Here is a 23,819-nt window from a genome sequence, read left to right as displayed (position 1 = left end):
CTTCGGCAGGAAGCGGAAGGCAGTCAGTCAACAAACCGAAACCAGCCAGACCCCGGTTCAGCGCGTGGTGGCCGCCTGCGGCGCGAGCTATCCCCAGGGGATAACTCCATGCAGGGCCAGCGAACGCTGCGCGTCGGGATCAGGGCGGACAACACCGATGCTGCGGCAGATGTTCGAGGGGAGGCCTGCGACTGCACGGCATCCGCCCCAACGGTGGAACTATCCCCAGGGGATAGCTCTACTGGCATCCATGGGCGTCCACTTCACCGCCTTGTCGGTCGGCTCACTTGCTGGCGAGCAGATCTCGCAGCCGCTCGATGTGCTGCCTGGCGACTTCTGGTGGCACCGGCTTACCCTGCGTTTGGGGTGGCGGTGCGGGTGGTGGCCGTTCGTTTGGCTGAGTGGGTGCCGGTGGCGGGTCTTTCTTGGTCCAGGCATTGAACTCGCCGTGGATGGCCCGCTGGATGATGCCGAACAGATACCCAGCGGGATTGCGGATGCCGTGGTTGCTACAACGCGCGGCCCATTCGTCCAGCACGTCCTGCCTCAGCGAGGGATCAACCTGCTGCAATGCCACCTTGGCACCCGCCTGCTGCTCCGCCTTCAGTTGCGCAAAGCGCTTGGGCCATTGCAGATCGCCCAGTGCGCGCGCCTGCGCAGTAGTACGTATTTCATTAATACAACTACTACGTACTGTACGGGCCTGCTTCGGATTCCGAAGAGAGACGTCTGGCGCGGGTTTCAGCCCTGCTTCGGAATCCGTAGTGGGTCGTTCGCCATTCCGAAGAAGGCTCGGAGCCCCTTCTTCGGAATCGTGAATGGCGTCCTCCTGTGGATAACTATCGCTGGCCGTGAGGTCCTGGTTGGCGAGACGTTCGGCCATCACCTGCAACCGTGACGGGAGGGTGCGTCCGGCCAGTAATGGGTCTTCACCGATTTCCTTGAGCGTGTTCAGGCCCACGATCTGCACGGCCTTGGCAGAATGGCCGAGCGCCTGGCTGACGAGTTGCAGGTAGTCCGGGTCGAGCTGCATGGCCTCGAACGGTGTCAGGGGTTCGTCGTGCAGCACGTACAGATTGCCAAGGATGCGACCGGTCTTGGGGTCACGCCGTCGCCGAACCAGGCTCAGCCAGCGGGTCAGGCGCATCAGTGTCAGCGCTCGTGCCACGGTTTCATGCGAGGCCTGGCCTGCGCAGGGCATGGACGCCAGCCAGGGCCGCAACTGCTCGTAGGTGGGAAATGCGGTCACGCCGTCGTCGTTGAGCATCAGCCGGAACACTTGCCAGGCGTTTCGTTCCAGCGGCGTCAGGCGGCGGTCGAGGAACAACTTGCGTGGCACCGTCTCGTGCCGGTTGCCACTGAAGAGGAAAGCATCGCCGGAGGTGGGCGTGGGCGACTGTGCAGGTGTAGACGCAGGTGCGCTGGGGGCGGGCTTGGGCACAAGGTCTTTCAGCGCAGCATCGAACAGCTCTGCGAGTGCGATGGGGCCTTGGCGTCGGACTCGTGGTACGGTGTCGTCCACAGCCATGACTCAAGCCAATCCCTGATCGACCCAGCTCTTGATCGAGGCCCAGACCACCGACAGAGGCAGCGACATGCCTTCGGCCAAGTCCATGGCGGCATCAAGGATGGAGGTTTCGTCTTCGAGATCGACCGTTCTGCTGTTGGTCACGGCCTTCCATTGCCGCCACAGCTCCGTGTCCTGCTCCTCGTCCAGCACGGGGTGTCGGCCCTTGCGCTTGGGCAGACCGAGGATTTCACGGCGAAGCGCTACTTCCTGATGCGTCAAGCCATAGAACTTGCTGACCATCTCCGTGCTCGCGCCCAGCCTGAGCATGCGATCGACTGTGGCGATTTCCTTCTCCACGTCCTGCGCCTGCTGGAGCAGCCGCCGCAGCACTTCGCGGTTGACCGTCACTGAGCACCAGGAGACGTTGGCGTTGGCCAGCACGCTGATCAGCGCGGGATGCTTGAGGGCGTCCAACTCTGCCTCGCCAAACCCCATCAGTTTGCAGCGGCGCAGTTGCCCATTGCGCAGGTCATAGAGGGCCTGGGCGATGACAGCCTGGTTGAGTGGGTGTGCTGTGGACATGCTGGCCTCCCTCGCTTAGGTTCCAGAGTCCGCAGTGCCGGCTTCGAGATCGAGCAGGCGGCGGGCCAGTCGCAGCAGGCGGAACAGCTTGACCAGCGCGGTGTCGCTCAATCGCCCGGTTGCGTCGCCCTGGCCGTGCAGCAGCGCCGGCAGGTCGATGATGACTTGCCCGTTGTCCAGACCGACGTCGGCGGGCTGCTGACCGGCCAGGCAAGCCAACAGCGTATGGACGGCACGGCCCAGCGGCGCTGGGTTTGTGGTGCGAGCACGGCAGGCGAAGCCGATGCCGTCTGGGCGGTCATCGATGCACTCGCCCAGGTCTGCCTCGACCGCAATCTCGCGGGCAAACTGCGCGACGTGGATGCGCAGGTGCTCGGGTGTGTCCAGGCCGGGGGCGATGTACCAGACATCCGAGATCGGATAGAGCCCGCCAGCCTGCACCGGGATGGACTGCAAGACGTTCGCCGAGAAATCGTGCGGCAGTGCATCGCCCAACTGGTCGGCGACCATGCGCTGGATGGACTCAAGCCGCTCGGTTGTCGGCGCCGGCGAGACAATGTGCTCCTGAAGCAGGTCGTCATATACCGCCGAACTGACTGCGCCCGAATGACTGGCATCCGCGTCGCTCTCGCCCGTCGAGGGAGTTGCCGTCGGCATCGTGGTGGGTGGCGCGGTATTGACAGGCGGGCGCGCGATGGCCTCTGGCTCTGGCAAGGCAGGCGGCGTCGGGGGCGACGTCGGCTCGCTGACCAAGGCACGCTGGCGGCTCTCGGATTCGGTCATGTCCAGAGCGAGCACGTCGTAATCAACACCCAGCAATTCGGTCATCTGGCCGATCAGCTCGTCCTGTATGCGCTGCGCAGAGAACTCGTCGGCCTGGACATCGAATTGCGACAGCACTTCCTGAAAGAATTCGTCGAAGCCCTGAACCAGTGAGCGGCCTTTGGCGTAATGCTCCCAGGTGCGCTCGCAGGCCTTGCGCATGACCGACAACCGCTCGACCTGGTGACGCCCCAGGCCGGCGTAGAGCACGGTCGGGATTGCGGGCAGCAGGTAGCGTACCGCGTCGGCCATGCGGCTGATGTGCGACTGCTGCACGGGGTATCCGTCGGCGGCCAGGCGGCGGGCCAGCTCGGATTGGCTCAGGGTGGGGCCGCTTTCCAGTTCGTAGAACTCGCGCGCTTTCTCGACGCCCAAAGCGCGCTCGATGAAGGTGAGGCCACCGCGCAGTTCGTTTTCCGCAAGATGCCCGGTGAGCGCGACGATCTCGCCACGCTCGGGCCATGGGCGGAACAGGCATGAGACCCGAAAAAAACGTTCGTCCCTGGTCTCCGACCAGAGTTCGCGCAGGATTGCCAGTCGCGTGTTGCCGCCATTGCGGATGATGTAGTGATCGTCGCCGGGCCGCCGGGTGATGGCCGGAGCCGCGTCCAGGCCACGCTCGCGGATGGATGCCTTGATTTCCTCGTACACCGGATTGCGCTTCTTGCGCGGGTCGTGGTCGTAGGGGCGCAACTGGTCGAGCGTCACGATCATGGGCGTGTCGGCGATCGGGTCGCTCAAGGTCGTTGCTGACGGGCCGCTGCGCTCGAACCCGGACGCGAGCAGTTTGCCGGCCATCTGCTGGGAGGTGATCTCAGTCATGGCCGCCCCCCTGCGCTAGGGATCGGGTCTCGCGCTCGGCGCGACGGATCTGCGCACGGGCGTTGAGGGCTGCCCGGTGATCGCTGGCCGTCGAGCTGGTGTAGATCGCGGCGCAGCCTGCCTTGGTGAACTTGAGGTGACCGCCCGCCGTGCGCTTGACGTGCCAGCCTTCGCCGACGGCGAACTCGATCAGGGCGCGCAGCCGGCTGTGGCCTCGGGCCAGTTCATGTGCGTTGGCCATGGGGCCTCCTGGTATCAAGAGGCTGTGGCGGACGGCCGGACACTGCGGCAAATCGATCCTGCCACTGCGGGAGCAATTCGCCAGCAAGATCGCGCATGGTGGCGAGCGCGGCGGGAGCGACTCTGCCCACTGGCTGGCGGTACTCGACCCGATGCACCGGTAGGCCGCGCGTCGCGGCACGCGGATAAGCCTCAATGGCCGGCACGTCGGTGGCCAACACGCCGATGTCGGTATGGTCTTGAAACAGATCGCGCAGCGCCTGCTGGATCAGCCGGGCGTTGGCGGACACCGGATGGACGCGGTTGATGAGCAGGTGCAGCGGCGGCGGCTCGATGCCCAGCTGCCGGTACGGCGCAATGTCCGCGAGCAACTGCATGGTGCCGCGCCGCAGCTCGCGGGCGGCGAGGATTTCTGGGGTCACTGGCGACAGCGCGAGGTCGGAGGCCAGCACCGCCATCTCCAGCAGTACCGAGCGCGCGCCCTGGGTGTCGATCAGCACCAGGTCGTAGAGGGGTTTGAGCGCCGGAAGCAGATGCCGCAGCCGCAGGCGCCCGTCTGGCGCGTGCAGCAGCAAGGTGTTCAGTTCGCCTCGGTGGTCGTTGGAGAGCACCAAGTCCAGGCCCGTGATGATCGTGCGGGACACAAGCTGGTCGAGGTCGCGCTCGTTGAAGGCCAGCAATTCATAGATACCGCCCGGCGCGCGGTGAGCCAGCTCGTAGTAGGAGGACAAGGTGGGCTGCACATCGAGATCGAGCAGCAGCACGCGCAGCCCGGCGTCCGCAGCGAGACCACCCAGGTTTGCAGCCGTGGTGGTCTTGCCGACCCCACCTTTGGTTGAAATGATGGATACGACCTGCATGGCGTTCTCCGTATGAGGATGGAAAGTCCGCGGGAGGACGGGTCAGGCCCGGTTATTGACGCGCTCGTCGATCCACTGATCGATTTCGATGGAATCCCAGCCCACGGCGCGCACGCCCAGACGCAGCGCCTGCGGGAACTGGCGTTTCTTCATCAGGTTGTAGATGTGGGCGCGCTTGAAACCGGATTTCGCTTCGACTTCTTCCAGGCGCAGGATGCGGCGCTCGTTTGGCTGCAGTACAGGTGTTTGCGACATGGCGGTCACTCCTGAACGCTCAGTGGCGTTTGTTGGCGTGACCTCTATTCAATAGACACGGCTGCGAAAAGACATTGCAAATGCAATCTCCGCGACTGCACATACAAGCTGGCAAATCTCAGAGGGAAGTGCTACGCAGCCGGCGCCTGGCGGTGGCGAACTTGCCGTTCAATGTCCGCTCCGCGATGCCCATGGCACCGCTGTGATGGGCGACCAGCGCGCTGACCACGGCCTCCTGCGTCTTGAAGCTGGAGTACGGCGTGCCCGATGGCGACTGGCCGAGCATCAGCTCCAACAGGCCGCCAACGATGTTCAGGTAGGTGGCCTCGGCTCGATCACTGATCGGACACTGCGCGCATGCCGGAATCACCGTGGGCTGCTTGAGCAGCGCGTCATGCTTGTCCTGCAACTCGCGAAGCTGACGTTTGGTCTGTTCCAGGACGGATTTCAAAGCCTGGCGTTCGACCAGCATGGCTTGCCCTGTTTCCAGAGAGATGAAGGGATGGGTGATGCGCTCGCCGCGGGAGAAGAGAAAGCCGGGCCGCTGCTCGGGGTAGTGCTGGCGCATCCAGCACTTCAGATCGACATGGCGTACCGTCAGATCAGGCGATTCGATCAACGCGGTGTCGCGCGTCGTGATGCCGTGCTGCCCGAAGGGCAGTTCCCCGTTGAGGATGCCGTCATAGATGCGGTCGGTGTACAGCCGCAGTTCGCCCAAACGTGGGCAGTCCAGCGACTGCGGCAGATTCATAGGCGACGAGACCGAAGCCAGGATCACCTGCTCGTATCGCAGCAGTCCGGCCCAGCGGATGGATGCTTCGAGCGGGCGGTAGAACACCTTTGATGTTGGTGCATCATTTTTGTTCTCGTGCATGCTCCGTCTCCTTCCAGGAGAAGAACTACAGGGCCGACTGCTTTTGCAGCCGTCCTCATGGTCGGCCTGTTGTCCGCGCAAGACGCGAGTGATGACACCCGCTTTTGATTACTTCTGATCAGTTCGCGCAACGAGTAGGCGTTGTGTGCTCGATGTGCAAAAATCCATCGAGCACAAGAAAATCGAGCGTCCGTCGCGGCTCGACAGTGACGCTTGCGCTATCAGGATCGTGAGAAGTTGCGGCTCCCGCAAAACCGTATCGGTATGGTCTGATACGCCAGCGGTTTCAAAAAGCGGCGAGCGGTCGGAATCTATTGCTCGGGGCTTGGGATTGGCAACGGAAATCTGCTGGCGTCATATCCGATCTGGATACTGATATAGCGAGATAGCATCACAGAGAAGTCGCCCATGGTGACTGCCAGGCGCAGATTCGACGCGAAACGCTACCTGCTACTGAACATTGCGAGTTGGCCGCGCAGAAGACGGAGGGTTGGTCATGCGAAGCGATCAACCTTTGTTCCCTGCTTTGACCTTGACCGGACGGTGCTGCCGTCCGGCCTCAGCTCAACGGGCGACTAGATCTTCGGGCGTATCAACCAACATTGCCGTTTTTACCAGGCGCTCTACAGTCTGCCTGGCCAGCACCGGAGACGCCTCCGATTGCTCTGCAAGCTCATCGGTTTCTATGGCATGTGCGGCGACCAGTCGAGCTGCAAGATGCAGGTTGGTCGGATCGACTGCCTCGATGACTGGACACTTGCCCAGGGCATCGTATGGCCGCAGCAGTGCGTGATAGATGTGCCAAGTGTCGATGCCGCGCGGCACCAGCTTCAGGACAGCCTGAATCAGCTTGCGTTTGATGGGGTCGAGTTGCCAGTCCGGGACGCGCTGCCCACGGTGACCCAGATGGATCGACAGGAGATTGCCGGCCTGAATCTCGTAAGTGATCCAGCGGCGGGACTTGCCAACCAGCTTGGCGTAATCGGCGACTGATAGGTTGTGAGGCGCCTCGAACATCTCCAGCAATTGCAAGCGCTCGCGCTGCACCTCTGACAGCGTGGGTCGCGCGTACTCGGGCAGATGCACCGCCGAAAGTCGATAGACGGAAGCTGGAACCGCTGGCGCATCCGGTGCAGGCGCAACGATCAACTGAGGGGCGTTTGGATTCAGGGCGGGCGGCTGCGCTGCCGCCTGTCCGGCAATCGTGGGCAGGCCCTGCAGCGTGATGGTCAGGTGTGTGCTGGCAACTTCGACCTGATTCTGCTCGAACAAGTCCAGACGGTCGGCCCAGTCCTGCATCATGACGCGGCGCTGCTCGACGTACTCGGCGTGGTTGTAGGTCGCGCTGATCCGATCCGGATCGGCATGCGAAAGTTGGGCGTCTACCCACTTGGGCGGATAGCCCAATTCATTGAGCGCGGTCGAGATTGTGGCGCGAACGCCGTGCCCAGTGAGCTGGTCTTCATATCCCATACGCTTGAGCGCGCCATTGAGCGTGTTCTCGCTGAGAGGGTTTTTCAGGCACCAATCACCGGGGATGAGATAGACCTGCGCTGGCTTCAGATTTCCCAGCAGATGACGAACGACTTCTTGTGCCTGCAACGACAGTGGCACGATGTATGGCGGGATGTCGGCGAAGCGCTGGCGCTTCTTCTTGGTGAGTTGCTTGCGTTGCTTGAGCCTGACAACCGGGATAATCCACAGACCGCGTTCTAGATCGAACTGATCGGGCGTGGCGTAGCGCAATTCACCGGTGCGCACGCCCGTGAGCAGCAGCAGACGTAGACCCAGTTGCGTATTCAGGCGACCGCTGTACTTGCGCAACGTCTGCAGCATGGCCGGCAGCTCGGGCATGCGCAAAAAGGGGTTGTTCTCGACCGGCGGCAGCGGCATCGCCACCACATCCAAATCCTTGGCCGGGTTGTCGCCCATGTTGGGCACCACCACCGAGGCGTAGGTGAATAGCTGGCTGAACCAGGTGCGCAGTTTCTCGGCGACCGACAGCGAGCCACGCTTTTCCACTCTGCCGATGATGTCCAGCAGATGGGCGCGGGTGACGTCATAGATGGTCAGGTGGCGCAATACGGGAAACACATCCTTGGCGAAGACGCGCCCGATCTGTTTGGGCGTGCTCTGGCGGCCCTCATTTTCCAGAGAGAGGCTGCGGTGGGCCAGCCATTTGTCGTAGATGGCCTGGAAGGTGTGCTCGCCCGCCAGGACGATGGCGTGGCGCTTGCGCTTGCGCTCCGAATGCGGGTTGATGCCCTTGGCCAGCATTGCCCGGGCCTCGTCGCGCAGATTACGAGCGTCTTTCAGGGAAAGCGCGGGATAGCCGCCGAAGGACATGCGCTCGCGCTTGCCGCCCCAAGTGAAGCGGAAGTGCCAGGCCTTGAAGCCGGTGGCGGAGATGTGGAAGTAGAGACCGTCGAAATCGACAAGCGAGTACGCCTTGCCGGTCACCTTGGCCTGTCGAACCTGGAGGTCTGAAAGCATGAGCCCAACTCCTGCGAAGCGAGTTGGATGCCATGTTCCCGACGGAACCCCGGCTCCTCCAGCAACAATACGGTTTTGGGAACCTCCGCATTGCCAATGTACCGCTCAACGTACCAGTTAGAACCGGCTGGGAGTGGATTTCGCTGGATGTCAGTGGATCGAGGTTGGGTGGAAATCCTCAATCCTGACAATGACTTACGGCGTTCTATGGACTCCGGTGGAAGTCCCTGGAAAGTCGAAGTGGAGCGGGCGATGGGAATCGAACCCACGTCAGTAGCTTGGGAAGCTACAGCTCTACCATTGAGCTACGCCCGCGTTGCGGGGGAAAGTCTATGCGCTGGGGCCGGTGTTGCGCAATGGTTGGCCGCGCCGCATGCGCCGGACACGGTCCGGCGCTGTTGTCAGGCATCCCGGGCACCGTGTGGTGCCCGGGATGACGCGTGGGTCAGAAGCTGCCGCTGAAGTTGGCGAACAGCGTCGCGTCCTGGGCACGCTTCTGCCCGGCCGAAGCACTCACGCCGAAGTTGCTCTGCAGGCCGAACAGTTCGGTACGGGCGCCCAGCACCACGGTGGCGTAGTTCTTGTCGAAGTTCAGGCCCGACACGCGATAGCTGCCCAGTTCCGGCAGGGTCTGCAGCCAGGCGCTGGCCTGCTTGTTGTCTTCGAACTCGTGGTCGTAGGTCAGCTGCGCGTACGGCTTGACCGCACCACCGTCGAAGCGGGCCTGCCAGCCGATGCGGCCAACGGTCGAATCGACATTCTGGCGGTCATAGCCCAGCGCGGTGGCCAGGGTGCCGGTCGCGGCGCTTTCGGTGTAACCGTCGATCTTCACCTTCTGCCAGATCACCGAGGCGATCGGGCCGTGGCGGAAGCCGCCCTCGGTGCCGAACTCGTAACCGGCGTTCAGCGCTGCGGTCAGGTTGCTGCCGTCCGGCGAACCGCCGTGCTCGCGGGTAGCCGGGCCGAGCTGGACCTTGCGGTTCACGTCATAGGACAGCCAGGTGTAGCTGACCTGGCCGTTGACCCAGATGCGGTCGTGGTACCAGCCGGCGAACAGACCAGCGGTGGTGTCCTTCTGGGTGAAGTCACCGCGGCTGTTGCCGAAGTCGGCATTGAGGCGACCGAAGCCGGCGAAGCCGCCGAACACCATGCCGTCGCGCGCCCAGTCGACACCGAACAGGCCGGCCGGTGCCAGGCCGTCGTACAGGTCGGCGTGGTCGTAGCGCTGCAGATCGCCGCGCACGCCGCCCCACCAGGACAGGCCGTCGGCCGGACGCCCACCCAGGTGCATGCTGACCTGGTCGGCGCGCGAACGGCCGATGGTCTGTGCCGAGTGGCTCAGTACCTGCTGCAGGCGCGGGGCTTCCAGCACCGAGACCGCGTACTGGCCCAGCAGCTGGTGGCCGGCCGTGGTCGGATGCACGCCATCGGCGAACAGATAGGTATTGGCCGCATCCGGGCTGACATAGCTGGTCGGGTTGCAGGTCAGGATGCTCTGCGTCGGATTGGTCGGATCGATCTTGCAGGCGGTGCTGGTGACGTTGGTGAAGCCGTACATGGCCGGGTTGGCGGCCACTTCGCCCAGCACGGTGAAGGTGTCGAGCGGAATGAACTCGATGCCGGCCTGCTTCAGGCCACCGTACAGGGCCTTGTTGTAACCGGCCGACAGCGCGGTGGCGGCACCGGCATTCGGGCCACGGAAGGACGGGGTCAGGCCGACGTTGGGCAGGTTCGGCACCAGCACGTACTGCGCACCCGCCTGCTTGAGCGCGCCGACCAGGGCGATCTGGTCGGTGACCGCTGCGCCGATGATGGCCTGCGCCTGTGCCGGCGCAGCCGCCGCCGCGAACAGGTCGTTGGCGCCGCCCCACACGGTATACAGGGCATTTGCGTCAGCCTTGCCGCCATTTGCGGCGAGGTAACGAGCAGCCTGCGACTTCAGCGAGGGAATCGGACCCAGGCCGCCGCTCCCTTCCACCGACACGCGGGCGCCGCCCACGGCGTAGTTGTCACCGTTCTGGCCGTTGCCATTGGGCGCGCCGTTGACACCGTAGTAGTTGGCCACCTGCTGCGACCACACCCAGCCCGGGTTGGTGGTGAACTGGCCGGTGACGGGCTGCACGCCCGGCGGCAGCAGCGGGCGGAAGTAGCCGGCGTCGGTCAGGCTGTCGCCGAAGAACACCGCGTGGGTATACGGGGATTCGCCTGCCATGGCCGGAACCGCGGCCAGCGCGATCGCGGCCGCCATCAGGGAGCGGATCGGGCGTTTGCTGAGCAGCATGTAAAGAACTCCTGTGGGGAAATCGTTGAGGACCCGGCGGACGTACGCCGGCGCACGGTGAATGGTTTCACCGCGCCGCCTTTTGCTCACGCTGCGCCGCCGCATGGATTGTCACCCGGCCCTGCGCCAACGTGCTGTGCAGGACGTGGCATCTGGAACAGATTGCAACGGTTCCGATCCTGGCGGGCTATCAGCGACAATGCGCCGATGAACATCCAGCTCAATGGCGAACCCCGTACCCTGCCCGCTTCGGCGACCCTTCACGACCTGCTTGAGGCCGAGCAGCTGCTGCAGCGCCGGGTGGCGGTGGAGGTTAACGGCGAGATCGTCAGCCGCAGCCGCCATGGCGAGCATGTCCTGGCCGAGGGCGACGTAGTGGAGATCGTGCACGCGCTGGGCGGCGGTTGAAACCATTCCGGGCAGTGCGAGCCGCTGGCCGGCAATCCGATGCTGCCTGACGCCTCACATCTGCCGGCCAGCGGCCGGCACTACCTTTGGTTGCGTGACCCCATCTTCAGGCGGATAAGCGATAATCGCGCCATGAACGTTCATGTCTCCCCCGATTCGCTGGTGATCGCCGGCAAGACCTATGGCTCGCGGCTGCTGACCGGCACCGGCAAGTTCAAGGACCTGGAAGAAACCCGCCTGGCCACCGAGGCTGCAGGCGCCCAGATCGTCACCGTGGCCATCCGCCGCACCAACATCGGCCAGAACCCGGGCGAACCGAACCTGCTGGACGTGCTGCCGCCGGATCGCTACACCATCCTGCCCAACACCGCCGGCTGCTACACCGCCGAGGACGCCGTGCGCACCTGCCGCCTGGCCCGTGAGCTGCTGGACGGCCACAAGCTGACCAAGCTGGAAGTGCTGGGCGACCAGAAGTCGCTGTACCCGGACGTGGTGCAGACCCTCAAGGCCGCCGAACAGCTGGTCAAGGACGGCTTCGAGGTGATGGTCTACACCTCCGACGACCCGATCCTGGCCAAGCGCCTGGAAGAGATCGGCTGCGCTGCGGTGATGCCGCTGGCCGCGCCGATCGGCTCGGGCCTGGGCATCCAGAACAAGTACAACCTGCTGCAGATCATCGAAGACGCGAAGGTGCCGATCATCGTCGACGCCGGCGTCGGCACCGCCTCGGATGCGGCGATCGCGATGGAGCTGGGCTGCGACGGCGTGCTGATGAACACCGCCATCGCCGGCGCACGCAGCCCGGTGCTGATGGCCAGCGCGATGCGCAAAGCCGTCGAGGCCGGCCGCGAGGCCTTCCTGGCCGGGCGCATCCCGCGCAAGCGCTACGCCAGCGCGTCCTCCCCGCTGGATGGGTTGATCGGCTGATGACCAATCCTTTCGACAGCGCCGGCTCCAAGGCCCCGCCCAAGCCCTTCACCGTCAGCGAAGGCCGCCGTGAAGTGCGCAGCTTCGTGCTGCGCCAGGGCCGATTCACGCCCGCCCAGCAGCGTGCGTTCGACGAACGCTGGCCGCGTTTCGGCATCGACTACAACGGCCAGCCGCGCGATCTGGACGCCACCTTCGGCCGCCCGGCGCACAAGGTGCTGGAGATCGGCTTCGGCAACGGTGCCGCGCTGCGCTTCGCGGCCCAGCACGATCCGTCGCGCGACTACATTGGCATCGAGGTGCATGCGCCCGGCGTGGGCCGCCTGCTGAACGCGCTGGCCGACGACAACGCCGACCACGTGCGCCTGTACCACCACGATGCGGTGGAAGTGCTGCAGAACGAGATCGCCGACGGCGCGCTGGATGAAGTGCGCATCTACTTCCCGGACCCGTGGCACAAGAAGCGCCACAACAAGCGCCGCCTGCTGCAGCCGGCGTTCGCCGATCTGCTGGTGCGCAAGCTGCGCCCGGGTGGCCGCCTGCACTGCGCGACCGACTGGGAGGACTACGCCGAGCAGATGTGGGACGTGCTCGACGCCACCGCCGGACTGGTCAACCGTGCCGGCCCGCGGGGCAGCGTGCCGCGCCCGGACTGGCGCCCGCAGACCCACTTCGAGACCCGTGGCCAGAAGCTCGGCCATGGCGTCTGGGACCTGTTGTACGACCGCACCTGACGATCGCCTGAGGACGCCGCGCCCCACATGGATACCGCGCTGACGCTGACCAACGACATGAAGCTCGTGCTTGGGCTGGTCGGCTTCACGATGGCGATGTTCCTGTTCGAGCGCATCCGTGCCGACGTGGTCGCACTGGTGGTGCTGGTGGTGCTCGGCGTCACCGGGCTGATCGCGCCGGAGGAGATCTTCGGCGGTTTCTCCGGTAACGCGGTGATGAGCATCATCGCCACGACCATCCTCGGTGCGGGCCTGGACCGCACCGGGGCGCTGAACCGACTGGCCGCCTGGCTGCTGCGGCGCGGCCATGGTGTCGAACAGCGGCTGCTGATGATGACCACGGCCATTGCCGGCCTGAACTCGTCCTTCATGCAGAACCCGTCGGTGATGGCGTTGTACCTGCCGGTCGCCTCGCGGCTGGCCGCGCGCACCGGGCTGACCCTGCAGCGCCTGCTGCTGCCGATCTCGGCGGCGATCGTGATGGGCGGCGCGCTGACCATGGTCGGCAACTCGCCGCTGATCCTGCTGAACGACCTGCTGGCCTCGGCCAACAACAACCTGCCCTCGGGCCTGGCCACCATCGAGCCGCTGCGCATGTTCGCGCCGCTGCCGATCGGCGTGGCGCTGCTGGTCGCCTCGCTGCTGTACTTCCGCTATTACGGCGACCGCAAGCTGATCGAGGAAGAGAACCTGGTCAACGACGGGGTCACCCCGGCACGTACCGAGAGTTACTTCGCCAAGACCTACGGCATTGAAGGTGATGTGTTCGAGCTGGTGGTCAGCGCCGAGAGCCCGCTGGTGGGCATGACCCTGGGCGAAGCGGAGAACCTGCACGATGCACCGCTGATGCTGGCCCTGAAGACCGGCAACGACACCCGCCTGGCACCGCCGGCGGAGATGCGCATCTGGGTCGGCAGCGTGCTCGGTGCGATGGGCCCGCGCCAGCAGATCAGCGACTTCGCGCAGAATCAGTTCCTGCGCATGTCCTCGCGCCTGAAACACCTGGGCGACCTGTTCAACCCCAGCCGCGCCGGCATTTCCGAGGCCGTGGTGCCGCCGACCTCGAACGTGATCGGCAAGAGCGCGGCCGACCTGCGCCTGCGCAAGGAACGCGGCATCAGCCTGCTGGCGATCAACCGCGACAAACAGGTGATCCGCGAAGACGTGCGCGACGTGCAGCTGCGCGCGGGCGACATGCTGGTCTTCCACAGCATCTGGACCGACCTGGCACAGGCCGCCAGGAGCCGGGACTTCGTGGTGGTGACCGATTACCCGACCGGCGAGCAGCGCCCGCACAAGTTCAAGATCGCGATGGCGATCTTCGCGCTGACCATCCTGATCGCGCTGACCAGCAAGCTGCCGGTAGCGCTGACCCTGATGACCGGTGTCGCCGGCATGCTGCTGACCGGCGTGCTGCGCATGGACGAGGCCTATGCCTCGATCAACTGGAAGACGGTGTTCATGATGGCCGGGCTGATTCCGCTGGGCTGGGCAATGGACTCCAGTGGCGCGGCGGCATGGGTGGCCGGGCACACCATCGACAAGCTGCCCACCGGCATTCCGCTGTGGGTACTGGAAGTGGCACTGGCGTTGCTGACCACGGCCTTCTCGCTGGTGATCAGCCATGTGGGCGCGACCATCGTGATGGTCCCCATCGCGGTGAACCTGGCGCTGGCTGCCGGCGGCAGCCCGACCGCATTCGCGCTGATCGTGGCGCTGTCGGCGTCCAACAACCTGATGACGGCCTCCAATCCGGTGATCTCGATGATCACCGGTCCGGCCAACTACACCCCGCGCGAGATGTGGCGGGTCGGCGGCCCACTGTCGCTGATCTACACCTGCGTGGTGGTGTTGATGATCAACCTGATGTTCTGAGGGGATTGATCGGCAGGGCTGCGCCCTGCACCCGCCGAAGCAACGTCAACATCAAAAGCTGGCTTCCTGTGGGGTGCCAGGGTGGGTCCGGTTGCGGGGGACGCTGCAAGTACATCCATGTAAGCTCGGTCGCCGCATCCATGCGGCTCACGCCCCCGCAACCGGACCCGCCCCGCCTTCGACAGATTTCCGCGATCTGCCAGATGCGTGGATGAATCTCTGGATACCCATTGATCCTGTGGGTGCGAACCTTGGTTCGCACGCCGGTGGCCTCAGGCCAGGTAGACCTGCCCGTCGCGCACGTCCACCGGCACGGCCCGCAGGCGGTCGCCCTTGCACGGGCCGGCGATGCAGTCGCCGCTGTCCGCCGCGAACGAAGCACCGTGCGCGGCGCACACAAGATGGCCTTCGCGGCTCTTCAGGAACTGCCCGGGCGCCCAGTCCAGGCGGCGGCCGGCATGCGGGCAGATGTTCAGGAAGGCGTGCACCTGCGCGCCGTCGCGATACAGCACCACCGACTCGGCATCGCCATCAACCACCGCTTCGACCTCGGCAAACGCGCCATCGGCAATGGCATCAAGGGCGATCAGGGCAGCAGCGGCAGTCATGGCGAAGGCTCGGACAGTAAAGCGGCATTGTCGCACGCCTGCTCAGGTGACTGGCTGCAGGATGAACACAAGTCATTGATTCGTAATAAGCACAGGCTATATTTAACGAGTTTTTCACTCAATGACAGTGGCGCGTCCCGATACTCTGTTTTCGCTGATCCCAGCCTATCGAGCCGCCATGTTCAATCGCGCATCCGCCTTCACCCAGTTCCGCACCCTGTTCGCGCCGCGCAAGCCGCGTCATCCGTTGGTGCGTGTTGCCGTGGGCCTGCTCGGCCTGGCGATCCTGGCCGCGATGGTCTTCATCGGCGTGTTCGTTGGTGCGGCGATGATCCTGGTCGGGCTGGCGTGGAAGCTGTTGGCCTCGCGCAAGCCGGGCACCACCCGTCCGGTCGATCCGACCGTGGTCGAGGGCGAGTACCGCGTGGTGCGCAAGCCGGTGTTGCCAGCCTCGCGTTGATCCATGCCTTACGCGCCCGCTGACGGCGGGCGCCATGCGTTCTAGACTGCGGGCACGCCCTTCCTGGATGCCCGCATGTCCGATGTCTCCGATGTGATCCCTGCCGTTGCCCTGCCGCGTGTGCCGGTCGTGGGCGGCGGCAGTTTCCCCGTGCACCGCATCTACTGCGTCGGCCGCAATTTCGCCGACCATGCCCGTGAAATGGGCGCGGCGGTGCCGGCCGCCGATGATCGCGGCCGCCCGATGTTCTTCAGCAAGCCGGCCGATGCGATCGTGGTCGGCCATGACGATGCCATTCCCTATCCGCCGGCGACTGCCAACCTGCACCACGAAGTGGAACTGGTGGTGGCCATCGGCCGTGACGCACCGGCCGGCGAGCTGGCCGTGGCCGATGCCGATGCACTGGTCTACGGCTATGCCGTCGGCCTGGACCTGACCCGCCGTGACCTGCAGGCGGCCGCCAAGGACAAGGGTCATCCGTGGGATGCGGCCAAGGGCTTCGATGCCTCCGCGCCGATCAGCGAGATCGTCCACGCCGCCGAGGTTGGCGACCTGGCCGCGCTGAACCTGTCGCTGGAGGTCAACGGCGAAGTGCGCCAGCAGGCATTGCTCGACCAGATGATCTGGAACGTGCCGGAGATCCTGCATGAGCTGTCCAAGCTGTGGCAGCTGCGCGCCGGCGACCTGGTGTTCATGGGCACCCCGTCCGGGGTGGCTGCGCTGAAGCCCGGCGACCGCTTCAGTGCCCGATTGGAAAACGTGGCCGAGCGCCACGGCGTGATCGCCGGCTGACATCACCTGCGCTACCCTGCGCGCTGTCCACTTCCCCCACCGGAGAAAAACAACAATGGGAATGCTCACCGAGTTCAAGGAATTCGCGATGCGCGGCAACGTCATTGACCTCGCCGTCGGCGTGGTGATCGGCGCGGCCTTCGGCAAGATCGTGACCGCACTGGTCGAGAAGATCATCATGCCGCCGCTGGGCCTGCTGATCGGCAAGGTGGACTTCTCGCAGCTGGCCTGGACGTTGTCACCGGCCAGCATCGGTGCCGACGGCAAGGAGATCCCGGCGGTGGTGATCGGCTATGGCGACTTCATCAATACGCTGATCCAGTTCGTGATCGTGGCGTTCGCCATCTTCCTGGTGGTGAAGACGATCAACCGCCTGTCGCGCAAGCAGGAAGCCGCCCCGGCCGCACCGGCCGAGGAAGTGGTGCTGCTGCGCGAGATCCGCGACAGCCTGAAGAAATAAGGTCGCCTGCCGGTAGTGCCGGCCGCTGGCCGGCAAGGTCGGAACAACCCTGGTGCCGGCCAGCGGCCGGCACTACCGCGACTACCGAAAGCCCCGCCATCGCGGGGCTTTCGCTTTGCCGGACGTGGCGGAAAACAGCGTTCGCGCCAGCCATGACCTCCCGCCCATGCGCACGCCTGAACGACTGTTAAGCTCCAAGGCTTAGGTCCCTTCCCGGAGTTGTCCATGCGTCGCCGCGTGCTTGCCATCGCATCCTCCCTCGCCCTGCTGGCCGCCCCGGCCTTCGCGGCGCCGCGCACCACCACCCTGCCCCCGGCCTCGCTGGCCACCGCCGCACAGCTGCGCGACCAGGCACTGGCTGACGACACCGGCTGGAAAGTGGTCGAATCGCTCACCACCGAGATCGGTCCGCGCATCGCCGGCAGCGAGGCCGATGCCCGCGCCGTGGCCTGGGCCGAAGCCAAGTTCAAGGCACTCGGCTTCGACAAGGTATGGAAGGAACCGGTGACCTTCCCGAAGTGGGAACGCCGCAGCGAACATGCCGCCGTGACCGGCAGGAATCCGCAGCCGCTGCAGATCACCGCGCTGGGCGGCAGCCCGGGCGGCACCGTTGAAGCCGAGGTGGTGCGCTTTGCCGACCTGGCCGCATTGCAGGCGGCGCCGGCCGGCTCGCTGAAGGGCAAGATCGCTTTCGTCGATTACCAGATGCTGCCGTTCCGCGATGGCCGCGACTACGGCCGTGGCGGCGCGATCCGCAGCAAGGGCCCGTCGGAGGCGATCCGCAAGGGTGCGGTCGGCTTCCTGATGCGCTCGGCGGGTACCGACTCGCATCGCGTGCCGCACACCGGCATCACCCGCTTCGATGAAGGCCTGACGCCGGTGCCGTCGGCAGCACTGTCGGTGCCCGACGCCGATCAGCTGGCGCGCCTGCTGGCTCGTGGCAGCACCACGGTGAAGGTGGCGCTGGATTGCGGCTGGGATGGCACGGCCACCTCGTACAACGTGATCGGCGAGATCACCGGCCGCAGCCTGCCCAAGGAAGTGGTGGTGATCGGCGGTCACCTGGATTCGTGGGACCTGGGCACCGGCGCGGTCGATGACGGCGCGGGCGTGGGCATCACCATGGCGGCCGGGCACCTGATCGGCCAGCTCAAGCAGGCGCCGAAGCGCACCATTCGCGTGATCGCCTTCGCCAACGAGGAACAGGGCCTGTACGGCGGCAAGGCCTACGCCGAAGCGCACGCCAAGGACGTGGCCCTGCATCAGCTGGCAGCCGAGAGCGACTTCGGTGCCGGCCGCATCTATGCCTTCAACACCGGTTCGCCGAACCCGGAAGGCTCGCGCGAAGCGACCCGGCAGATCGCCGAAGTGATGAAGCCGCTGGGCATCGAGTACCAGGCCGACAAGGGCGGCCCGGGGCCGGATGTCGGCCCGCTGGCGGCCAAGGGCGGTGCGTGGGCGTGGCTGGCGCAGGACGGCTCGGACTACTTCCACCTGCATCACACCGCCGACGACACGCTGGACAAGATCGACCCGAAGGCCCTGGCGCAGAACGTGGCTGCATACACGGTATTCGCGTACCTGGCCGCCGAAGCTGACGGTGGTTTCGGCAGCGAGGCCAAGGCGACCACGCCGCCGAACGAATGATGCGCTGGCGCCGGGCCATGCCCGGCGAACGCAGCGGGAAGAGCGGTGCGAACCGAGGTTCGCACCCACCGGGCAATGGCGCACCCACAGGGCGTGGCGTGGGTCAGGAGCCCTCGCCCTGGCGAGGGATCTGACTCCGATCGTGTCAGCCCTCCCACACACGGGTGTTGCGCACGCCCAGCCGCTGTGGATTGAACAATGGTTCCGTACCGGCATGCCGATGCTGTTCGTAGTCGCGCAATGCCGCCAGCGCTGGCTTCTGCAGCAGCAGGATGGCGATGATGTTGAGCCAGCTCATCAGGCCCACCCCGATATCGCCCAGCGACCACGCCACCGTTGCGCTGTTCACTGCCGAGTAACCGGCAACTGCCAGGAACAGCAGCTGGAATGCCCCCATCACCCACCGGGAAGGACGATCCCGGCACAGGTAGCTGACGTTGGTCTCGGCCATGTAGTACAGCGCCAGGATGGTGGTGAACGCGAATGGCAGGATCGCCAGCGCCACGAATGAACGGCCGAAGCCTGGCAGCGCCGATTCCACGGCGTGCTGCACGAAGCGCGGCCCGGCCTCGACACCCGGCAGATTGGCCAGCAGCAGGCGGGCCTCATCGGGAACGCCGTTCACCGCCGGGTCGTAGATGTTGTACAGGCCGGTGGACAGGATCAGGAATGCGGTTGCGCTGCACACCACCATCGTGTCGATGTAGATCGAGAACGATTGCACCAGTCCCTGCTTGACCGGATGCGAGACTTCGGCGGCGGCAGCCGCATGCGCTCCACTGCCCATGCCGGCCTCGTTGGACAGCACGCCGCGGCGAACGCCCCACTGGATGGCGGTGCCGATCATCGCGCCGAAAGCCGCGTCCACGCCGAATGCGCTGTTCAGCACCAGCATGATCACGCCGGGCACTTTTTCCGCGTTGAGCACCATTACCACTGCGGCCACCATCAGGTAGGCCACCGCCATCAGCGGCACTACCCATTCGGCGACCCGTGCAATACGCCGCACGCCACCGATCAGGATGATGCCCAGCACCACCAGCAGCACCACGGTGGTGGTCATCACCGGCACATCCCAGGCTTCGTTCACCGCACTGGTGATGGCATTGGACTGGGTCCCTGCCAGCATGGCGCCGGCGAGCACGGTCACCAGCGCGAACAGCACTGCATACCAGCGCTGGCCCAGGCCCTTCTCGATGTAGTACGCCGGCCCGCCGCGGTACTGGCCCTTGGCATCACGGTCCTTGTAGATCTGCGCCAGGGTGGATTCGATGAAGGCGCTGGAGGCACCGAGAAAGGCAACGACCCACATCCAGAAGATCGCACCGGGGCCACCGAAGGCGATGGCCATGGCCACGCCGGCGATGTTGCCTACACCGACCCGGCTGGACAGCGAAATCGACAGTGCCTGGAACGGTGACACCCCGGACTCGGAGCGTTCATGGCGGAGCACCAGGCGCAGCATGTCCGGCAGCGCGCGCAGCTGGATGAAGCGGGTACGCACGCTGAAGTACAGACCGGTGAGCAGGCACAGCACCACCAGGTAAGGGCTCCAGACCACACCCAGGATCGCATTGACGATGGATTCGATGTTCATCGGCGGCCCCTCAGAAGAACATGCCCAGGGCGACCTGGGGGCTGACGATACGCCCGGTGTTGCGCCCGGCCACGGTGAATTCGACGCCGGCAATCAACCCCAGCGAGGGGCTGAAGTGATACTCCACGGCAGGCGCCAGGCTGACGTTGCGGCTGGCCGGGCGGCGTTCGTCGATGCGCTCGATTACCCCCGCACCGTTGCGGGCGAAGCCACTCAGCCGCTGGCCGGTCTCGCGGCTGGCGGCCAGTTCCATCACCCCCACCCAGCGCGAATTGAAGCTGTACTCGGCGCCCACCGACAGCCCCAGCACCGAGCCACGCGCGATGTGGCCCTGGAAGCTGTCGTCGGTACCGTAGACGCTGGTGCCGGAAATGGCGGTACGCGAGGGAGCGGGGCCGGCACTGCGGGCGGTCGTTGCCCAGCCACACCACCTGCTGCACGCCCAGGGCAGCAGTGGTGCGCTGCACACCGTCGCCCTGCGCATCGAGCGGATTGCCGGTGATGCGGTCATGGCTGCCGGTGCTGAAGCGCTGTACCAGCGCGACCGAGATGGCGGGGCGGGTGCCATCGGCGTTCGGCGCCTGCAGCAGGTACTGCAGCCGTGCAGTGGTGTCGCCAGCGCGGAAACCACTGCTGCGTGCACTGCCGGATTCGGAACGTGTCGCACTGAGGTTGACCTGGCCCATCACCCGGTCGCTGAAGCCATAGATGATCGGCACCACGGTTGCCCACGCGCCACTGCGCTCGGCGCTGCGGCGACGGTCACCGTTGTCGTCATAGTGTTCGCGGCTGTCGACCCGCACCAGATAGGGCTCGATGTACCAGTTGCCCTGCGGCAGGCCGGCCGGATTCGGGGTGATCAGCGGCCCGGTGAAGTTGATGCCGTCCAGGCTTCGCTCATCGGCCTGCACCGCCGGTGCGGCAAACGCGCACAGGGCCAGCAGCAGGGATGCGCGCATCGTGGGGTGTTTGACTCGATGCATGGGAACCACTCCTGTTCGACGTTGGATGGAGATCCACCGTGCGATGCGGGATATGGCTCGACAATGAGACAATTACTAAAAACACCTGATCCTCGATCAAGCGTGCTTGATGCAACGCGTAGTGACGTAATCGGCTTGGCAGGCAACGCGGCACGTCCGCTTCTGCATGGCGCAAAAGAAAACCCGGCCACGGGGGCCGGGTCCAGGTCGTCAATGGGACGGTGTCGCGGCGGTATCAGCCGTCGCGACGGCTCGCCCACTGCGCCAGCAGTACTGCGGTGGCCGACGCCACGTTAAGGCTTTCCACCGCTCCGCTGCCGGGGATCGAGACCTGCTGATCGCACTGGCTGGCCAGTGCACGGTCCATGCCCTCGCCCTCGGCACCCATCACATACACCAGCCGCGCCGGAAGCGCCGCACGAAACACATCGTCACCGCCCTCGACCAGGGTCGCGGCCAGGCCGAAACCGGCGTCCCGCAGCTGCGCCATCGCCTGCGCGGTGGCCGGCAGCTGCACCAGCGGCACCGCTTCGGCACCGCCCTCCGCCACGCGCGCGGCGGCACCGGACAGCGCCAGCGTGCTGCCTTCGGGCAGCAGCAGCGCCTTGGCACCGAAGTGCGCTGCCGAGCGCAGGATCGCGCCGAGGTTGTGCGGGTTGCCCACGCCGTCCAGCCACAGCGCCAGTGCCGGGCCGTCACCGACCTGCTGCAGCCACTGCGCCAACGGCAGTGCCGGTGCGCGCAGCACATCGGCCACCACGCCTTCGTGATGGGTGGTACCGGCGAGCTTGTTCAGATCGCCGTCCTCGACCACGCGATAGCCCACGCGGTTGGCCACGCACCACTTCAGCAGTGGCTGCAGGCGCGGGATGCGCGCCTCCAGCAGGTACAGCTTGCGCAGCGCCTGCGGCCGCGCGTCGAACGCGGCCAGCACGGCATTCAGGCCGTACAGGCGCAGCTCGTCGCTGCTGCCGCGCCCACCACCGCCCGTAGCCGGCACCTCCGGACGCGGCAACGGTGTTGCGCGCGGCGGACGGGCGGACGGGCGGCGGTTGTTCCAAGGGTTGTTCACTTACACACTCTCCTGCTTGCGCTGGCGCCAGAAATCGGCGTTCTTGATGCCCAGGGCATCAGGGTCGAACACCGGATCCAGGCCCAGCTTCTTCTGTCGTTCGTAGTCACGCAGGGCCAGCATCGCCGGCTTCTGGATGATGAGGATGGCGATGATGTTCAGCCAGGCCATCAGGCCAACGCCGATGTCACCCAGCGCCCAGGCCAGGGTCGCGTTGTGGAACGCACCGAACACCACCATGCCGATGATGCCCAGGCGCAGTACCAGCACGGTCAGCGGGCGCTTCTTGTTGTGGTTCACATAGCTGAGGTTGGTCTCGGCCATGTAGTAGTACGCCATGATGGTGGTGAAGGCGAAGAAGAAAATGGCGATCGAGACGAACGCCGAACCCCAGCCCGGCAGCACCGCTTCCACGCCGGCCTGCGCATAGCCCGCGCCTTCCGGAATGCCGGCCAGGCCCTGGAACAGCGGCGGCGCGCCTTCCACCGGCGAGTACACGTTGTAGGTGCCGCTGGCCAGGATCAGGAACGCGGTGGCGGTGCACACCATCATGGTGTCGAAGTAGATGGCGAAGGCCTGCACGTAGCCCTGCTTGGCCGGATGGGAGACTTCCGAAGCCGCGGCCGCGTGCGGGCCGGAACCCTGGCCGGCTTCATTGGCATAGATGCCACGCTTGATGCCCCACTCCACCGCCAGGCCCATCATTGAGCCGAACGCGGCGTGGGTGCCGAAGGCACTCTTGAAGATGATGCCGAACATCTCCGGCACGCGGTCGTAGTTGATGACCATGATGACGATGGCGGTCAGAATGAAGGCCGCCGCCATGAACGGCACCACCACCTCGGCGAAGTTGGCGATGCGCTTGACGCCGCCGAAGATCACCACGCCCAGCAGCAGGCCCACCACGATGCCGATGCCCAGCTTCAGCGCCTGCACCGATTCCATGCCCAGCGTCTGGCCATCCAGCGGACCGCACAGCGCGGTGCCGCGGCAGGCGTTGATGATGCTGTCGGCAATGGCATTGGCCTGCACGCCCGGCATCAGGAAGCCGGCCGCGATGATCGTGGCGATGGCGAAGGCCAGCGCGTACCACTTCAGGCCCATGGCCTTTTCGATGTAGTAGGCCGGGCCACCGCGGTAGCGGCCTTCGGCATCCTTGGTCTTGTAGATCTGCGCCAGGGTGCATTCCACGTACGAGGTGGACGCGCCGAGGAAGCCCATCACCCACATCCAGAAGATCGCACCCGGGCCGCCGAAGGCGATGGCGGTGGCCACGCCTGCGATGTTGCCGATGCCCATGCGGCCGGCCATCGACATCGCCAGGGCCTGGAACGAGGACACGCCGGCGTCGGATTTCTCACCCTTGACCGTGAGGCGGCACATCTCGAGGAAACCACGGATCTGCATGAAGCGGGTGCGCAGGCTGAAGAACAGGCCGGCGGCCAGGCACATGAAGATCAGTGCCTTGCTCCAGATGATGCTGTTGATGAAATGTACGGTAGCTTCCACGCGCGCTC

At 65.4% G+C, this 23,819-nt stretch carries 22 protein-coding genes and 1 tRNA gene; 8 read left to right on the top strand and 15 right to left on the bottom strand.

Annotated features, from left to right (window positions below; genetic code table 11):
- Positions 1–283 precede the first annotated feature (283 nt).
- The 10 genes from SSKA14_RS06645 to SSKA14_RS06600 form a co-directional block, all read right to left on the bottom strand.
- Positions 284–1,528, bottom strand: a complete 1,245-nt coding sequence (locus SSKA14_RS06645; RefSeq protein ID WP_033940508.1) for an STY4528 family pathogenicity island replication protein — start codon at positions 1,526–1,528, stop codon at positions 284–286.
- A gap of 3 nt (positions 1,529–1,531) precedes the next feature.
- On the bottom strand, positions 1,532–2,092 hold the full coding sequence (locus SSKA14_RS06640; protein WP_008267477.1) for a DUF2857 domain-containing protein: 561 nt from the start codon (positions 2,090–2,092) through the stop codon (positions 1,532–1,534).
- Between the two features lie 15 nt (positions 2,093–2,107).
- A complete protein-coding gene (locus SSKA14_RS06635; protein WP_014603610.1) occupies positions 2,108–3,736 on the bottom strand; it encodes a ParB family protein in 1,629 nt (542 codons plus the stop codon).
- Positions 3,729–3,977, bottom strand: coding sequence for a hypothetical protein (locus SSKA14_RS06630; protein WP_008268494.1), 249 nt, complete (start codon positions 3,975–3,977; stop codon positions 3,729–3,731). The genes SSKA14_RS06635 and SSKA14_RS06630 overlap by 8 nt, the downstream gene beginning before the upstream one ends.
- Positions 3,961–4,836 (bottom strand): ParA family protein, encoded by an 876-nt coding sequence (locus tag SSKA14_RS06625; RefSeq protein WP_008268124.1) that lies wholly within the window; start codon positions 4,834–4,836, stop codon positions 3,961–3,963. Before SSKA14_RS06625 ends, SSKA14_RS06630 begins: the two co-directional genes overlap by 17 nt.
- 42 nt (positions 4,837–4,878) lie before the next feature.
- Entirely contained in the window at positions 4,879–5,091 is a 213-nt protein-coding gene (locus tag SSKA14_RS06620; RefSeq protein WP_014603611.1) for an AlpA family transcriptional regulator, read from the bottom strand.
- A 118-nt stretch (positions 5,092–5,209) separates the two neighbouring features.
- The gene (locus tag SSKA14_RS06615) at positions 5,210–5,965 is read right to left on the bottom strand and encodes a hypothetical protein (protein ID WP_008265643.1); all 756 of its coding nucleotides are present in this window, start codon (positions 5,963–5,965) and stop codon (positions 5,210–5,212) included.
- 564 nt (positions 5,966–6,529) lie between these two features.
- Entirely contained in the window at positions 6,530–8,458 is a 1,929-nt protein-coding gene (locus tag SSKA14_RS06610; RefSeq protein WP_008264493.1) for an integrase arm-type DNA-binding domain-containing protein, read from the bottom strand.
- 241 nt (positions 8,459–8,699) lie between these two features.
- Positions 8,700–8,773 (bottom strand) — tRNA-Gly (locus tag SSKA14_RS06605).
- A 130-nt stretch (positions 8,774–8,903) separates the two neighbouring features.
- Positions 8,904–10,739 carry an autotransporter domain-containing esterase gene (locus SSKA14_RS06600; protein WP_008264925.1) on the bottom strand — a complete coding sequence of 612 codons (1,836 nt, stop codon included), beginning with the start codon at positions 10,737–10,739 and terminating at the stop codon, positions 8,904–8,906.
- A 207-nt stretch (positions 10,740–10,946) separates the two neighbouring features.
- Here SSKA14_RS06600 and thiS point away from each other — a divergent pair, with 207 nt between their 5' ends.
- From thiS to SSKA14_RS06580, 4 genes are all read left to right on the top strand, one after another.
- Positions 10,947–11,147 carry a sulfur carrier protein ThiS gene (thiS, locus tag SSKA14_RS06595; RefSeq protein ID WP_008265079.1) on the top strand — a complete coding sequence of 67 codons (201 nt, stop codon included), beginning with the start codon at positions 10,947–10,949 and terminating at the stop codon, positions 11,145–11,147.
- A gap of 132 nt (positions 11,148–11,279) precedes the next feature.
- The gene (locus tag SSKA14_RS06590) at positions 11,280–12,074 is read left to right on the top strand and encodes a thiazole synthase (protein WP_008265101.1); all 795 of its coding nucleotides are present in this window, start codon (positions 11,280–11,282) and stop codon (positions 12,072–12,074) included.
- Positions 12,074–12,808, top strand: a complete 735-nt coding sequence (gene trmB / locus SSKA14_RS06585) for a tRNA (guanosine(46)-N7)-methyltransferase TrmB (RefSeq protein ID WP_008268324.1) — start codon at positions 12,074–12,076, stop codon at positions 12,806–12,808. Before SSKA14_RS06590 ends, trmB begins: the two co-directional genes overlap by 1 nt.
- Positions 12,809–12,835: 27 nt before the next feature.
- Complete coding sequence (locus tag SSKA14_RS06580) at positions 12,836–14,683, top strand: SLC13 family permease (protein ID WP_008265947.1); 1,848 nt, start codon at positions 12,836–12,838, stop codon at positions 14,681–14,683.
- A 272-nt stretch (positions 14,684–14,955) separates the two neighbouring features.
- Here SSKA14_RS06580 and SSKA14_RS06575 read toward each other — a convergent pair whose 3' ends face one another.
- Positions 14,956–15,291: a Rieske (2Fe-2S) protein gene (locus SSKA14_RS06575; RefSeq protein WP_008265352.1), complete on the bottom strand. Its 336-nt coding sequence runs from the start codon at positions 15,289–15,291 to the stop codon at positions 14,956–14,958.
- A 178-nt stretch (positions 15,292–15,469) separates the two neighbouring features.
- Between SSKA14_RS06575 and SSKA14_RS06570 the strand changes: the two genes are divergently transcribed.
- The 4 genes from SSKA14_RS06570 (at position 15,470) to SSKA14_RS06555 (ending at position 18,650) form a co-directional block, all read left to right on the top strand.
- A complete protein-coding gene (locus tag SSKA14_RS06570) occupies positions 15,470–15,751 on the top strand; it encodes a hypothetical protein (RefSeq protein ID WP_008266673.1) in 282 nt (93 codons plus the stop codon).
- A gap of 75 nt (positions 15,752–15,826) precedes the next feature.
- Complete coding sequence (locus tag SSKA14_RS06565; protein ID WP_006387611.1) at positions 15,827–16,543, top strand: fumarylacetoacetate hydrolase family protein; 717 nt, start codon at positions 15,827–15,829, stop codon at positions 16,541–16,543.
- A gap of 55 nt (positions 16,544–16,598) precedes the next feature.
- Positions 16,599–17,003 carry a large-conductance mechanosensitive channel protein MscL gene (mscL, locus tag SSKA14_RS06560; RefSeq protein WP_004154386.1) on the top strand — a complete coding sequence of 135 codons (405 nt, stop codon included), beginning with the start codon at positions 16,599–16,601 and terminating at the stop codon, positions 17,001–17,003.
- Positions 17,004–17,228: 225 nt separating this feature from the next.
- Positions 17,229–18,650, top strand: a complete 1,422-nt coding sequence (locus SSKA14_RS06555) for a M28 family peptidase (protein ID WP_004154383.1) — start codon at positions 17,229–17,231, stop codon at positions 18,648–18,650.
- Positions 18,651–18,795: 145 nt separating this feature from the next.
- Here the strand turns inward: SSKA14_RS06555 and SSKA14_RS06550 are convergent, their stop codons facing one another.
- The 4 genes from SSKA14_RS06550 to SSKA14_RS06530 all read right to left on the bottom strand — a co-directional run bounded on the left by SSKA14_RS06550 (position 18,796) and on the right by SSKA14_RS06530 (position 23,811).
- Entirely contained in the window at positions 18,796–20,247 is a 1,452-nt protein-coding gene (locus tag SSKA14_RS06550) for an alanine/glycine:cation symporter family protein (protein WP_008267269.1), read from the bottom strand.
- A gap of 10 nt (positions 20,248–20,257) precedes the next feature.
- Complete coding sequence (locus SSKA14_RS24060; protein ID WP_008265814.1) at positions 20,258–20,758, bottom strand: hypothetical protein; 501 nt, start codon at positions 20,756–20,758, stop codon at positions 20,258–20,260.
- 707 nt (positions 20,759–21,465) lie between these two features.
- Positions 21,466–22,302 (bottom strand): TrmH family RNA methyltransferase, encoded by an 837-nt coding sequence (locus SSKA14_RS06535; protein ID WP_040007190.1) that lies wholly within the window; start codon positions 22,300–22,302, stop codon positions 21,466–21,468.
- The gene (locus SSKA14_RS06530) at positions 22,303–23,811 is read right to left on the bottom strand and encodes an alanine/glycine:cation symporter family protein (protein WP_008265214.1); all 1,509 of its coding nucleotides are present in this window, start codon (positions 23,809–23,811) and stop codon (positions 22,303–22,305) included.
- Positions 23,812–23,819 lie beyond the last annotated feature (8 nt).

Origin of the sequence: Stenotrophomonas sp. SKA14, assembly GCF_000158575.1 — a bacterium.
Classification (GTDB): Bacteria; Pseudomonadota; Gammaproteobacteria; order Xanthomonadales; family Xanthomonadaceae; genus Stenotrophomonas; species Stenotrophomonas forensis.
The sequence above is the reverse complement of the archived record's forward strand: the minus strand, read 5'-3'. Positions and strand labels throughout refer to the sequence as shown.

Bases quoted from the DNA above. Each gene is read 5' to 3' on its own strand.
- SSKA14_RS06645 (WP_033940508.1), bottom strand. From the start codon at position 1,528: ATGGCTGTGGACGACACCGTACCACGAGTCCGACGCCAAGGCCCCATC.
- SSKA14_RS06640 (WP_008267477.1), bottom strand. From the start codon at position 2,092: ATGTCCACAGCACACCCACTCAACCAGGCTGTCATCGCCCAGGCCCTC.
- SSKA14_RS06635 (WP_014603610.1), bottom strand. From the start codon at position 3,736: ATGACTGAGATCACCTCCCAGCAGATGGCCGGCAAACTGCTCGCGTCC.
- SSKA14_RS06630 (WP_008268494.1), bottom strand. From the start codon at position 3,977: ATGGCCAACGCACATGAACTGGCCCGAGGCCACAGCCGGCTGCGCGCC.
- SSKA14_RS06625 (WP_008268124.1), bottom strand. From the start codon at position 4,836: ATGCAGGTCGTATCCATCATTTCAACCAAAGGTGGGGTCGGCAAGACC.
- SSKA14_RS06620 (WP_014603611.1), bottom strand. From the start codon at position 5,091: ATGTCGCAAACACCTGTACTGCAGCCAAACGAGCGCCGCATCCTGCGC.
- SSKA14_RS06615 (WP_008265643.1), bottom strand. From the start codon at position 5,965: ATGCACGAGAACAAAAATGATGCACCAACATCAAAGGTGTTCTACCGC.
- SSKA14_RS06610 (WP_008264493.1), bottom strand. From the start codon at position 8,458: ATGCTTTCAGACCTCCAGGTTCGACAGGCCAAGGTGACCGGCAAGGCG.
- SSKA14_RS06600 (WP_008264925.1), bottom strand. From the start codon at position 10,739: ATGCTGCTCAGCAAACGCCCGATCCGCTCCCTGATGGCGGCCGCGATC.
- thiS (WP_008265079.1), top strand. From the start codon at position 10,947: ATGAACATCCAGCTCAATGGCGAACCCCGTACCCTGCCCGCTTCGGCG.
- SSKA14_RS06590 (WP_008265101.1), top strand. From the start codon at position 11,280: ATGAACGTTCATGTCTCCCCCGATTCGCTGGTGATCGCCGGCAAGACC.
- trmB (WP_008268324.1), top strand. From the start codon at position 12,074: ATGACCAATCCTTTCGACAGCGCCGGCTCCAAGGCCCCGCCCAAGCCC.
- SSKA14_RS06580 (WP_008265947.1), top strand. From the start codon at position 12,836: ATGGATACCGCGCTGACGCTGACCAACGACATGAAGCTCGTGCTTGGG.
- SSKA14_RS06575 (WP_008265352.1), bottom strand. From the start codon at position 15,291: ATGACTGCCGCTGCTGCCCTGATCGCCCTTGATGCCATTGCCGATGGC.
- SSKA14_RS06570 (WP_008266673.1), top strand. From the start codon at position 15,470: ATGTTCAATCGCGCATCCGCCTTCACCCAGTTCCGCACCCTGTTCGCG.
- SSKA14_RS06565 (WP_006387611.1), top strand. From the start codon at position 15,827: ATGTCCGATGTCTCCGATGTGATCCCTGCCGTTGCCCTGCCGCGTGTG.
- mscL (WP_004154386.1), top strand. From the start codon at position 16,599: ATGGGAATGCTCACCGAGTTCAAGGAATTCGCGATGCGCGGCAACGTC.
- SSKA14_RS06555 (WP_004154383.1), top strand. From the start codon at position 17,229: ATGCGTCGCCGCGTGCTTGCCATCGCATCCTCCCTCGCCCTGCTGGCC.
- SSKA14_RS06550 (WP_008267269.1), bottom strand. From the start codon at position 20,247: ATGAACATCGAATCCATCGTCAATGCGATCCTGGGTGTGGTCTGGAGC.
- SSKA14_RS24060 (WP_008265814.1), bottom strand. From the start codon at position 20,758: ATGACCGCATCACCGGCAATCCGCTCGATGCGCAGGGCGACGGTGTGC.